The 12,729-nt window shown below is 53.3% G+C and carries 9 protein-coding genes; 5 read left to right on the forward strand and 4 right to left on the reverse strand.

Features of this window, described 5'->3' with window-relative positions; all coding sequences use genetic code 11:
• Window positions 1-11 precede the first annotated feature (11 nt).
• Both PORAS_RS08895 and PORAS_RS06600 read right to left on the reverse strand, forming a co-directional pair.
• Window positions 12-239: a 4Fe-4S binding protein gene (locus PORAS_RS08895; RefSeq protein ID WP_004331567.1), complete on the reverse strand. Its 228-nt coding sequence runs from the start codon at window positions 237-239 to the stop codon at window positions 12-14.
• Window positions 240-509: 270 nt separating this feature from the next.
• Window positions 510-908 (reverse strand): hypothetical protein, encoded by a 399-nt coding sequence (locus PORAS_RS06600; protein ID WP_013760651.1) that lies wholly within the window; start codon window positions 906-908, stop codon window positions 510-512.
• 694 nt (window positions 909-1,602) lie between these two features.
• On the opposite strand from PORAS_RS06600, the gene PORAS_RS06605 reads away from it, so the two are divergent.
• From PORAS_RS06605 to PORAS_RS06625, 5 genes are all read left to right on the forward strand, one after another.
• Complete coding sequence (locus PORAS_RS06605) at window positions 1,603-4,614, forward strand: tetratricopeptide repeat protein (protein ID WP_013760653.1); 3,012 nt, start codon at window positions 1,603-1,605, stop codon at window positions 4,612-4,614.
• Between the two features lie 42 nt (window positions 4,615-4,656).
• Complete coding sequence (locus PORAS_RS06610) at window positions 4,657-6,465, forward strand: hypothetical protein (RefSeq protein WP_013760654.1); 1,809 nt, start codon at window positions 4,657-4,659, stop codon at window positions 6,463-6,465.
• Window positions 6,466-6,476: 11 nt separating this feature from the next.
• Window positions 6,477-7,739 (forward strand): HAD hydrolase family protein, encoded by a 1,263-nt coding sequence (locus PORAS_RS06615; protein WP_013760655.1) that lies wholly within the window; start codon window positions 6,477-6,479, stop codon window positions 7,737-7,739.
• Window positions 7,740-7,754: 15 nt separating this feature from the next.
• Window positions 7,755-8,987, forward strand: coding sequence for a peptidase T (gene pepT, locus PORAS_RS06620; RefSeq protein ID WP_013760656.1), 1,233 nt, complete (start codon window positions 7,755-7,757; stop codon window positions 8,985-8,987).
• Window positions 8,988-9,349: 362 nt separating this feature from the next.
• Entirely contained in the window at window positions 9,350-10,990 is a 1,641-nt protein-coding gene (locus PORAS_RS06625) for a hypothetical protein (RefSeq protein WP_013760657.1), read from the forward strand.
• 314 nt (window positions 10,991-11,304) lie between these two features.
• On the opposite strand, the gene PORAS_RS06630 is transcribed toward PORAS_RS06625, so the two are convergent.
• Window positions 11,305-12,201, reverse strand: coding sequence for a diacylglycerol/lipid kinase family protein (locus PORAS_RS06630; protein ID WP_004330591.1), 897 nt, complete (start codon window positions 12,199-12,201; stop codon window positions 11,305-11,307).
• A gap of 12 nt (window positions 12,202-12,213) precedes the next feature.
• Window positions 12,214-12,705, reverse strand: a complete 492-nt coding sequence (gene queF, locus PORAS_RS06635) for a preQ(1) synthase (protein ID WP_004330585.1) — start codon at window positions 12,703-12,705, stop codon at window positions 12,214-12,216.
• Window positions 12,706-12,729: the final 24 nt, after the last annotated feature.

A 12,729-nucleotide genomic window follows, 5' to 3' on the forward strand; every position in this document is an offset into this window, starting at 1 on the left:
TAGCTATAGGATTAAAGGGTTACTTTATAGACGCTGATACAGCCGTCGGGACAAACCACGCCACAGTTTGCGCAGCCAATGCATGTTTCGGGGCTGCTCATATAGCAGTAGTGATACCCCTTGTCGTTCACCTCGTCTGGGTGAAGTGAGATACTCGTAGTAGGACACGCTACAACGCAGAGGTTGCACCCCTTGCAGCGTTGCTCGTTGACTACGATTGCTCCTCTAAATTTTGCCATGTGTAGTACTTTATAGATATTGCACTCTCCTCCCGTCAGCTGACAAAAGTCGAGTACTGTGATACAATTAGTTTTCTTCGACCTCAAAGTTACAAAGAATATTCGGAATACCTACCATTGGGTAGAGAAAAAGGTTGTTTTCATGATATGTTCTCCATAAAGAGGCTCTTTAGATGATGTGTAGGCCCCTAAAAAAACGACTAGAGACTGCAGCTGACAAGCGACAGTCTCTAGAAGGATAAGAGCGAAAGATGCAGACTACACCGTCGATTATGGCTGACTTGTTAGCCCAGCCGAGCGAAAGTCGTCTATCGCCTTCACGAATTCCGCGAGGGATACGCCATCCCACGTGGCAGTCTCTGCTAGATGCTGATACTTTGGGAGGAGAACGATGTGATTGTCTTCAAGCGTAAGTGCAGAGGCTAGGTTTGTAGCCTCTTTCTCGCTGTACTCTTTTTGGCCAGTGAGGGCTCGCACCACCTCGACAGCCTTACGTGTCGTAGCATCCGCCTGATCGAGGATAGCCTCCTGCTCAGATAGATGCATGACGGTCTCTATGACCTTTACGATCTCTTGCTGAGATTCATCCAGCACCACCTGCTGCTGTCCCTTTGCCACGAGTGGTAGCAGGAATAGGAGCAAAGCGCATAACCATGTCGTATGTTTCATAATTATAAAGCTTAGAAGTTTGTATTGTTGGTTTGTTGTCATTTCGCTCTCTTTAGATCTCTCGTTGAAGTCTCTCGTTGCTTCAACACCTTGTACCAGAAGATGAAACAAGCAAGAAACAATCACCATGTCGCAAAGATAGTTTTTTTTGTTGCACACAGCAAAACGCTTGACAGCGGGTTACGAAACGTGCAACCCTTTGTAAGGACGCACCTTGGTGCGTCCGTTGTGTCAAAGGGAACAGCGTCTGTGTTTTAACGGGGACGGATGCACGAACCGTGCGTCCCTACACAGGGTTACTCGTCTCTAATCTCTAACCTCTAATTCGATATCCACGTAGATATTTTTCATTCTCCACGTGGATATTTTTCATTCTCCACGTGGATATTTTTCATTCTCCACGTGGAGACGAAATGATTCCTCCGAAGTTTTATTTGATTCCTCCGAAGTTTTATTTCTCGCCTACGTGGAGATTTTTTATTTGCCACGTGGGGATTTGAGAATTTCCACGTGGGGATCAGCTTTTTTGTGGCAAAAGCGTATCGAGGATAAGAGATTCTGTTCATAAGGCACTAGTGAGTGGAATATGCGGAAGGTGGCATATTTTGCTCTCAGCAGTTATTTCAGTAGATTTGCGTTAGAATCGATCGGGCGCATCCAGTGGACTGAGCCCCCTAAGTAAGACCATTTACCGATGAACTACAAAGGATACCTATATACGTTACTTCTATGCGGGCAGTTGCCACTAGCCTACCAACTGCAGGCGCAAGAGACCTTTAGCATACCCACCGAGCAGCATGCTATCGAGGTGACACTCGCAGCTGGCTCGCCCCTGCGTACCACGACGCTCCTCTCCTCTACACAACGTCTGAGCAAGGCTGATGGGTGGTTTGCCACCTACGGGGCGCATCTGCTGGGTCGTCCTAGCGCTGCTGCCGAGCTGGAGGAGTATATCACCACAGATCCCATCTCCCGTCAGGCGCAAGTAGCTCGTATAGCTCGTGCTACACACTACCTATATAATAAGGAGTACAATCGTGCACGCCATACGCTAGAGCAGGTACGTGAGCAGACCTTGACAAGCGAGATGCGGAGCGAGTGGCAGGTCAAGATGGCCTACGCACTCCTGCTGTCTGGTCGTCCTGTGGAGCAGGTGGAGCAGCTTTTTGAGATGACCGCTGCAGGTGATGACTACTGGAGCGATGTGGCTAGACTCTATCTAGCGCAGCTATACATAGCGCAAAACGACCTAGACAAGGCTGAGCGCACGCTCCTCCCGATACAGGATCAGGGGGATCTGCAGTACGATGCTCGTCTAGGACTGGCACGGATAGCACTTTATCGGCAAAACTATCAGTCAGTGCTCACGCACACCGAAGCGCTTGCTACGGCACGTCTCTCGGAGGAGCAGCGTGCGGAGAGTCAGATCATAGAGGCAAATGCTTGGTATCGTCTTGAGGAGCCGAGCAAAGCTATCGAACGTCTTGCCCCGCTATCAGACCAAAATGCTAGTCTCCTTACCCCCGAAGACCAACTCATCCTGGCGGCTGCCTATATGGAGACGGAGCGCACGGAGCAAGCGATCCCGCACCTACTCCTAGCGACCCGTGGCGATGCAGAGACGAGTGGCGTGGCCAACCTTTACCTAGCACGTGCTCGTAGAGATATGGGGCTTTACTCCGAAGCCCTTGCCTCCTATCAGGTGGCGGCAGATAGAGCCGTAGCACCTACGATCCGTGAGGCTGCCATGTATGAGCAGGTATTGCTGATGCGCAGCAAGGCGAGCGGTTCGTTTGGTCAGGAGGTGAGGCTCTGCGAGGAGTTTCTCAATACATTCTCCCAGTCGGCACACCGTGAGGCTATGGAGCACTTTCTCATTGAGAGCTACTACCGCAGTCCAGACTACTTGACTAGTCTAGCCTCGATAGGACGTATCCAGAGACCTTCGACAATTATCGTGGAGGCGCAGTGCTATCTGCTCAATCAGCTCACGCAGCAGGCGCAACAAGCGGGAGACCTAGCCCTAGCACAACGCTATAACCAGCAGGCGCAGCAGCTTACCACAAAGTCTGCTCACCACACTGAAGCAGAGCTACTAGGGGCGCAGCTTCTCTCTCAGCAAGGAGCTTACAAGCAAGCAGCACAAGCCCTCACTGCTATCCTCAGTAAGCGCGCAGCCTCTAGCAAGCAGCTACAGATCGCTCGCTACCTACTAGGCTACAGTCAGATCAGGCAGCAGCAATACGGAGCTGCTACGCAGACGCTCTCTATATTACTCCAAGAGGGCACGCTCGACAATACGTTACAAGCAGATGTCCACGCCCGTCTAGGCGATGCGCACTACATGCAGGGTCACTACACGCCAGCCGTACGCTACTACGAGGAGGCTTATAGACTCGCACCTGATAATCAGGTCTATGCGCTCTATATGCTGTCAGACATTGAGGGTCTCAAGAAGGACTACAAGGCACAGATAGCTGCCCTCGATAAGTTAGTTGCTCGCCACCCCAATAGTCTCTACAAGCCTCGTGCTATGTACGATCAGGGACGTGCTATGGAGCTGTCGGGACAGCAGGCGGAGGCTATCGGAGCCTTCACACGCCTGACACAAGAGTACCCGCAGAGCGAGTATGGACGCAAGGCTGCCTTGCAGTTGGCACTACTATATTATAATAGGAATGAGACGAGCCGAGCCATCGAGACCTACAAAGCACTCCTAGCCGAGGCACCACAGAGTGGCGAGGCGAAGCAGGCATACGAAGCCCTCAAGAGTATCTACATCGAGGAGGGTCGCTCCACAGAGTTTGTCCAGTATGCGAACAGCATTGGCGGAAGCTACTCCATCAATGAGAGTGAGGCGATGAGCATCTCCTTCGAGACAGCTGAGCGTGCTTACCAGTCCCGACAGCCACAGGCGGAGCGCTTGCTCAAAGAGTATCTAGCTCTGAAGCCGCAGGGAGCCTCTTCGCTCTTAGCGCATTACTACCTGGCAGACATCTACGATCGTGCTGGTAAGGAAGAGGAGGCTCTAGCACTCTATGAGCGCATCTACCCCAGTCGCAAGCAACTGTCGCAAGAGCTGCACATAGGTTTGCTTCAGAAGATGTCTGCCATGCGCATTCAGCAGCGAGCTTATGCTCAGGCATTGCCCTTGCAGCAGGAGCTACTCACGCTACCGCTAGAGCCAGCGAGCTATCAGACGACACTGCTTTCGGCTACTGAGAGTGCGCTCCAAGCGGGACAGTATGAATGGGTCATCAAGGTCGTGGCTCCTCAGCTAGACAAGGCTAAGGGTTGGAGCCAAGAGCAACTAGACCTCTTGACTTGTCGCCTAGCGACCAGCTACTTGAAGACAGGTCGGGGCAACCAGATCGAGTCGCTGCTGAAGCCGCTTGTCGCCCGCATAGAGACCTACGCCGGCACTCAGGGGACGCTTCTATTGGCGCAATACTACGTCTCCAACAAGATCCAGCAGAGCTACTCGAAGCAGCTACTCGACAAGTTGGTCAACGATGCTTACCCAGACCCCGAACTATCTGCCGAGACAATCATAACGCTCTCTGATTGGTACCTCACCAAGGGAGACCCCGACACGGCAAGACTATACCTAGAGAGCCTACTCAAGAATTACACCGACGAGACCTCCCCGATACGTCAGCGCGCTGCAGAGAAGCTCGCACAGCTTCGCCAGAGCACCGCTCGCTAATATCCCTCTACCCTACTATTCCAACGATTAAGTCTACAAGCGATGAAACGACTATATAGTCTCCTCCTAATCCTGCTCAGCACACTACTCCCAGCTTTAGCTCAAAACACCAAAACATTGGCCGAGCGTGACACGATCAGCCGTGAGGTTACCGTGGTGAGCGACAAGGTGAGACAGATCGATGACACCAATCCTATCTTTACCCCTATACCTCTGACGAAGCCTCAGGTAGAGCGCTACAATCCAGCCACACCTCGCTCCACGAGAGACTTCACGCCGACCCTTTCGCCAGCACCGACGCCTCAGCTGTCGGGCTTTGCCCGTGAGGTGCCTCAGCCTTACAATGGCATTATGGCTCGCCTCTTCGGAGGCTATGCGCCTGCCTTCGGTGGGGATCTGGCGGGTCAGTGGCACTTCGGGAGCCAGCACAACGTTCTTTCCTTCGATCTGACGCATCGATCGGAGCTTTTCTCGCTCAGCAAGAACTGGCCAAACCGCTCTGTGCATGGGCCGATTGATGAGTCCGATGCGGACTATCACTACCTCGAGGAAGTCCCCGACCAAACCAATATGTACCGTCACGCTACTGAGGGAGTCCTAGGCTACAGCTATCACTGGCGAGAGAGTATGATCAAGCTGCAGGGAGGCATACGCAGCCACATCTTTGCGCATACGCCTACACAGCAGAGGATGGAGCTAGGCACGATACCCCTACTAGACCGCACCCGCTGGCAAGATGCGCTGCGCGAGTACAGTCTGACGGGACGCATAGACAACCTACAGGCGCAGAACTGGTCTTTCGACCTTGGTGCGCGCTATGCTTTCCTATCCCACTCGTTGCCCAGTCCAGCCCAAAAGGATCTCATCGCTAACGAGTACATGCACGTGATCGATGCTGATGGAGCCACCGCTGTGCAGCTCTCTGACGACTGGTCTCTAGGACTAGGCGCCGATATGCGTATCCGCACAGGCCAGCCGTCACAGCTCTTCCTCCTAGGAGCGCACCCACAGTTCCGCTATCGTGGGTTCGTTAACTTTGCCGATCTAGACTTTTCAGGCGGTGTGGGCGTGGACTTTGCCAACCAAGAGGTGCTAGTTTATCCAGAGGTTCGTCTATCGCTCTCTGACCAGAGAAGCTGGGAGTGGTACCTGCAGGCGTCAGGCGGACTACAGGATGTCAACCCCTTTGACTATCTAGCCCGCATACCAGGCATCATGCTCGACGCACTACCTAGACCCGAGCGTCAGCAGCTAGGCTCTCGCACAGGAGTCAAGCTCCAGCTTGGCTCAGGCACTTACGAACTGTACGGCGGATACGATCACTATGCCCGCACTTACGGCTTCAACCTCCTACCCTACTACACGGGCGAAGAGCTTTACGGCTCGTGGCTACAGTCGCAGCGCAATGAGTACACGAAGCTCGACATCTTCTATGCTGGTCTAGACCTCTCTACCGTCATCGCACGAGTCTGTGAGCTAAGCCTCGGAGCGCAGTTTAACCGTCTTGCTAACTACACCTTCCGCGTCCCCAAGCCTTACTTCCAAGGCTATGCGAAGTTGGCCGTCCGTCCTACGAAGCGCCTAGACCTTCGTGGGGTGGTCTACTACGACACCAGTCTCACGACCAAGATCCTGCACCCCGCCCAAGCTCCCGAAACAGGGCTTCGCGAGGGTGCTGCTAGGGGTTCGCTCACAAGACTCACCGCTGAGGTGACGGCGCAGTATCGCTTGACAAAGATGTGGACGCTCTTTGCCACTTTCGACAGTCAGCACTATGGACTAGGTGCTTACGACATGTCACAGCCCTACAGTGGGCGCATTGGTGTACAGTTTAACTGGTCCGCTTTATAATAAGGAGTAATATGATGAATCAAGCAAAGAGTGGCGGCTATAAGTTCCTCGCCATCAAAGATCGTGACTGCCTACTCGGGAGCAATGGCGAGATCGCTCTAGAGGATCGCGAAGCTCTCCTAGAGGTGCAGGAGGAGTATGCCCTGCGTGTGGCGGTCGCCAGCGAAGCTCCTATGACTAGTCTCCTGAATATCTCGGAGCAGCTGCAGCTACCACGCAACAGTGGCTACATCATCTCCCATCTAGGCGCACGCATTCACAACTGTCGCACGGGTCGTGAGCTAGCCTCTCGTCCTCTCCGTGCGGAGCAGCTCACGCATCTCTATGAGCTGGTCGATAGCGACTATACGCTGGCGCTCATAGGCGAGAAAGCACTCTACGCCACCAAGACCCATCAGCCACGTATCCTCCAGCTAGCCAAGCTCTGGAGCATGCCGATCCTAGACTTGACCAAGGCAGATGAGCCCTTCAAAGCTCCCGCCGAGCCAATCTTTAGAGCCCTCATCTTAGCCAGACAAGATCGCCTGGCTAAGCTGAGCGACCAGCTCAACGCAGGACAAGGTTTGACCGCCACCCTCTACGATGAGCCGATGAATGAGCTCTCGATCGTAGCCTCTGGCGTCAGCCTGCGAGGAGCGCTCGACTTTATCCTCGACCGACTAGACCTCAACCAGCAAAACATCATCGCCGTCGGCACTACCCTAGAGGATGTCGCCATGGTACAGCGTGCTGGACTAGGCGTAGCTATGGCAAACGCTCCCGAGCCACTCAAGAGCTGCGCCGACTACATCACCACCTCTTGCGATGCTGCGGGCTTAGCCCACATGATCACCAAGCAGATCAAGCTGCGCTACGACGGAGTCCCCTTTGATCCAGAAGATGCCAACGAGATCATGCCCAACACGCTCATGGGTACGCTCGGTATGCGCTGCACGGAGATAGCCCGTGGCTATGTCACGGGTACGATGCCCGTGGACAATCGCACGCGACAACCGATGGGCATACTGCACGGAGGGGCTTCGCTAGCCTTTGCAGAGACCCTTGCAGGACTAGGATCAGTAGCCATAGCTAACGAAGGCGAGATACAAGTCGGCATGCAGGTGAGTGGCTACCACGTCTCTTCGACAGTCGTCGGAGACACCGTGCGCGGCGTCGCCACGATACTTCACAAGGGGCGCAGCACGCATGTCTGGAACGTAGACATCTACTCCACCCAGAGTGGCAAGCTCATTTGCACTTGCCGTGTCATCAACAGTATCATCAAGCAGCGCTAAGCATCGGCACACGCTATGAGCCAACTCCTAGAGCGATTTCTCCGCTACGTAAAGGTGCACACCACCTCCGATCCGAATAGTCCGACGAAGCCCTCGACACCCTGTCAGTGGGACTTGCTCCACCTGCTTCACACCGAGCTAACGGAGCTACAGATACCCTCCACCTGCTACGATGCAGGCTATCTGATAGCGCAAATCCCTGCCACCGTTGGCTACGAAGAGGTGCCCCGCATCGCTCTCCTCGCTCATGTAGACACCTCGCCCGAAGCTCCTGGCGAAAGGGTTTCACCCTGTCTCCACCCCAACTACGACGGCAAAACTATCCAGCTCAAGGGCAGCACACTGAACCCCAGCAACTACCCCGACCTGCTGCGCTATGTGGGGCATACGCTCATCACGAGCGATGGGACGACGCTCCTCGGAGCCGATGACAAGGCAGGCGTCGCTATTTTGATGACCCTTGCTGCGGAGCTTCAGAGCAAGCCCGAGCTAGCGCACGGACCTATCGCACTAGCCTTCACGACAGACGAAGAGGTCGGGCGAGGACTAGAGACCTTTGACGAGAGCCAGCTTCAGGCGACCTATGCCTACACCATCGACGGAGGACTCGAGGGCGAGTTTGAGTACGAATGCTTTCACGCAGCCTCTGCACGCATCACCGCTACGGGACACAACGTCCACCCAGGCAGCGCCTACCACACGATGCGTCACGCACTTCAGTCGCTCATCAAGCTCGACTACAGACTAGGTTACACGCACGAGCGACCCGAGGTGACCCAGGGACGGGAAGGCTTCCTGCACCTATGTCACATGTCGGGCGATGTCTCGTTCGCAACTGCTGAGTACATCATTCGCGACCACGACCGCCAGCTCCTAGAGCAGCGCATAGCACGCATCCGAGAGGTAGCTCAGCAGATCAACGAAGAGCCACACACCGCACAGCTAGCGGTCGAAGTCTCCTACCAGTACCGCAACATGTACGACTACATCGCTCCGCACCCAGAGGTCATCGAGCACGCTATCGCAGCCTATGAGGCGGTCGGTGTCAAGCCTATCATCCAGCCGATACGGGGCGGCACCGACGGGGCGGTTCTCTCGGAGCGAGGCATCCCCTGCCCCAACATTTTCACCAGTGGGGGCAACTTCCACTCCCTCCACGAGTACTGCTCGCTCGATGCTATGGAGCGCTGCCTCGCCATCCTGACGCAGCTAGTCCGTCGCTATGCCGCATCGCAGGCCTTAGACTAAGAGCCAACGCATTAAATCTGTAGCCCGCTAGTAGGTCTCCCCTCCTACCAGCGGGCTACATTCTTTTTTAGCAGCCCCTTGCTACAATAAGGTGCTGTCAAAGAGCCTTCATATCATGCTGAACTTGTGACAGATACGAGTTTCAAAAGTTGTTGCCCTTTTGGATTTTTTTAGTTCCAACGGAGGAACTTTTTAGTTCCAAGGGAGGAACCGTTGATCAGACCAGGGGGGAGTCTCTTTGTTTTCGTACCTTTGTCCGCAGGGGAGGTCGATTTCTTCAGTTTGATGACAATGATCATCTGCTGTGGGTGCCTCCCTTTGCTATTTAGCTCTGATATATACACTAACAAGGTTAGAATACTATGAATAAGCAAATCTATTTGGCCCTTGCATTGATCTTGTCAACTTGCTTTGGGCTAGTCAGTTGTAGCCCCAGCTCTCCAGATGATGGTGGCGATCCCAACAAAAAGGACACGATCCCGATGGGCGAGTACACACCTATCTATGAGCTAGATGCTGACGGCAATCTGAAGCATCTGCCGATACCCTTCGTAGACTTTACGGCGGGGGAATTGCCGCTCAAGAAGTGGGAGGCCGCCCACGGAGCCATACTACAAACGGAGAAGGTATCCGAGTTCAAAGACAAAAAAGTCAAGAGCTACGTCTTCAACACCCAGGACAAGAGTGGCAAGCAGCCGCTACGCATCTATCTCGTCGGCGATGCGGGTCAGGGCAAACTGCAAGTATCCACCCTACTTCTAGACAAAAAGCTTGTCTACGCCGAAGATGGCACCATCAGACAAGACTTCGACATTATGACCATCAATGACGGCTTTGAGGCACTAGATAAGAACTCCAGTAAGACGCCTATGTACCGCAAGGGCAACCTTGTCGTGGGTGTCTCTCTAGCTGACACTCCAGGCTTTGCGCAGCTCTCATTTATCCCGATGCCTGGGTCGGTTGCTACGGGCAACTTTGACAAGAGTCTCAAGGACTTCCCCTTCGCCAGCAAGAAAGCTCAGGAGACCTCTCTCGATGAGATCCGCAAGTATGAGGCTGCTCTAGGACTCAGACAGGAGAAGGCACAGAGTGATCCCAAGCGTGCCAACTTCATCGCGAAGGACAAGAAGAAGGGCAACTTCGACCTAGTCGCTTACTACCCACAGGGCTACACGTCCAAGGGAGAAACTTACAAGCCTGGTATCCTGGCACTCAGCTATGCACTCACCCTAGATATGGTCGAGAGCAATCCCGATGTAGCCGAGTGGTTTGTACGCAACGGCTTTAGCAAGCCTCAGAAGTCAGACATTAGCGACAAGACCTTCACCAGCGAAAACGACTACTACACGCTCCTCATCATGGAGGGTGGTCAGGGTATCGCCTTTAGCTTCTCTGCCAAGGAGGAGGCTCCCACACCACCCCCCGCAGAGGACACCAGCATCTTCCCCTCTTACAACTTTGGCGAGAAGTTCAACCCCGCTGACGTGCCTACCCCGGGGACACCCGCAGGCTCTATCTACACCAGTGAGATGGCTAAGGGGGAGAACGTCACCTACAACGCTCCTGGAAAAGGCGATGATGGCAAGATAGACTATTCCTCTACTTACCTGCAAGTCTTAATTAAAAGCCCTCAAAAAGATTCTTCCGCCGCCATTAATGGCTATTACTACTACCCCTCTTACAATGCCACCGAGGCCACTATGCACGTTTACGATAATGGTGGACTAGCCATCAACCACGCTAAGAAGTTTAAGACGGGTATCGACAAGGAGCTCAAAGCTGTCCTCGAGAAAGCGGGCTACCAATACACTGGTACGGATACAAGTAGTCTAGGCAACGAATATTGGTACTACTACAACGCCAAGGAGAATGTATCACTACATATAGTGAAGCTCTCGGGGCTAGGATCTTCTACTATGTCTGCGTCTTTCTTCCCTGGCGATGACTACAAGCCACAAGCGGGCAAGCAAATCCGCCTAAACACGCGCTACTTACGCCGCTAAGCAAGAGCCTGTCGTCCCAGTACGACACTTCCAGCGCACTAAACAGAGCAAGAGCCTACTCGCTAATCAGCGGGCAGGCTCTTGTTTTATCTCGCTATTTCTCTACGTCAGCCACCTATCGGGCGCTTCGTTTGTTAACTTTCCAAAAAGCTTCCAAGCTTGGAAAAATAAATTTCCAAGGGAGGAAACTTTCTTTTCCAAGGGAGGAAATGTTTCGTTCCAACAGAGGAAAGGAAGCTGACCTCTGTTGAGACGTTTACACGTCCCAACTAAACAACGAAAGATAGGTGTAGTGCTTAGTGCTAGCTCTTATACTAGCTTTTGGGCAGCGGGACTAAGATGGGCAGTTGCTGCTTTTGGATTGTGATCTCGATGCGACGTCCCAGCTCGATGAGCTCACCGTCGACCTGCGCATAGTCCTCCTTCTCACGCTCTATGATGAGATGATCCGTGCGATAAATGTCGATAGAGGCACTCTCATCCACACGCTTTGTGAAGAGACTGATGGCCACTTGAGGAGCTTTGAGTAAAGACATATCTCTAATGACCACCACGTCAAAGAGTCCGTCATCTAGCTCGGCATCAGGTGCGATGATCGCATTATTGCCATACTGATCCGCATTAGCGCAGGTCACGAGGAAGGCTTTCTGCTCGATCACCTCACCATTGAGATGTAGACGATAGAGCGAGGACTTGTGCTTGATAAACTGATCGACCGTCGAGAGAACGTAGGAGAGCGGCCCTCGAAAGTTCTTCTGATCATAGCTAGCGGTCACCTGCGCATCAAAGCCCACGCCGAAGGTCACGAAAAAGGGAACTCCATCGGCCTCGCAGCAGTCAATCCGCTTGACATACCCTCGGCGAATAACCTCTAGGGCAGCTTCGGGGTCCAGCGGGATGTCTAGTGAGCGCGCCAATCCATTGCCCGAACCCATCGGGACGATACCGAGAGACATATCCGTAGGACGCACTGCGTTGGCTACCTCATTGATCGTACCATCCCCACCGATCGCGATAACCGTGTCAAAGCCTTGACCAGCTATATCCTTGATGATGCGATCGGCATGTCCCTCTCCATTGGTATAGACGAAGTATAACTCACTGTCATTGTCCGAGAGCATATTAAATGCGAGCTCTGGCAGACTCGTCTTCCTAGAGGTGCCAGAGATAGGATTGATGATGACAAGATACTTCTTTTGAGAGCTTAGCATACGACTAGATCTCTAGTGGTGGAAGGCGAGCATACGTTCACGAGCATACGACTCGTAGGGCGTGCCTGGACGACCGTAATTGCAAAAAGGCACAATGCTGATACCCCCTCGTGGAGAGAAGTCGCCCGTCACCTCGATATACTTCGGGTCCATCAGACGGATCAGGTCATCCATGATGATGTTCACACAATCCTCATGAAAGGCGCCATGCGAGCGAAAGCTAAAGAGATAGAGCTTGAGACTCTTGCTCTCGACCATACGCACGTCTGGGACATACTCTATATATATAGTGGCGAAGTCCGGCTGCCCGGTGATAGGACAGAGAGCTGTAAACTCAGGGCACTCGAAGCGTACGTGATAGTCTCGGTCTTGATGCCTATTCTCAAAAGCCTCCAGCACACTCGGATCGTAGTCCTGTGCGTAGACTGTGCGCTTATTGCCTAGGAGGGAGAGCCCCTCGACAGCTTTGTCACGAGCTCCTGAGGAAGATATAGTTTCTTTCATATTACAGATTTAGGATATTGTACT

Source organism: Porphyromonas asaccharolytica DSM 20707, assembly GCF_000212375.1.
GTDB classification, from domain to species: domain Bacteria; phylum Bacteroidota; class Bacteroidia; order Bacteroidales; family Porphyromonadaceae; genus Porphyromonas; species Porphyromonas asaccharolytica.

Excerpts from the sequence above, each read along its gene's own strand:
- PORAS_RS06605 (WP_013760653.1), top strand. The coding sequence starts at position 1,603 with ATGAACTACAAAGGATACCTATATACGTTACTTCTATGCGGGCAGTTG.
- PORAS_RS06630 (WP_004330591.1), bottom strand. The coding sequence starts at position 12,201 with ATGCTAAGCTCTCAAAAGAAGTATCTTGTCATCATCAATCCTATCTCT.
- PORAS_RS06615 (WP_013760655.1), top strand. The coding sequence starts at position 6,477 with ATGATGAATCAAGCAAAGAGTGGCGGCTATAAGTTCCTCGCCATCAAA.
- PORAS_RS08895 (WP_004331567.1), bottom strand. The coding sequence starts at position 239 with ATGGCAAAATTTAGAGGAGCAATCGTAGTCAACGAGCAACGCTGCAAG.
- pepT (WP_013760656.1), top strand. The coding sequence starts at position 7,755 with ATGAGCCAACTCCTAGAGCGATTTCTCCGCTACGTAAAGGTGCACACC.
- PORAS_RS06625 (WP_013760657.1), top strand. The coding sequence starts at position 9,350 with ATGAATAAGCAAATCTATTTGGCCCTTGCATTGATCTTGTCAACTTGC.
- queF (WP_004330585.1), bottom strand. The coding sequence starts at position 12,705 with ATGAAAGAAACTATATCTTCCTCAGGAGCTCGTGACAAAGCTGTCGAG.
- PORAS_RS06600 (WP_013760651.1), bottom strand. The coding sequence starts at position 908 with ATGAAACATACGACATGGTTATGCGCTTTGCTCCTATTCCTGCTACCA.
- PORAS_RS06610 (WP_013760654.1), top strand. The coding sequence starts at position 4,657 with ATGAAACGACTATATAGTCTCCTCCTAATCCTGCTCAGCACACTACTC.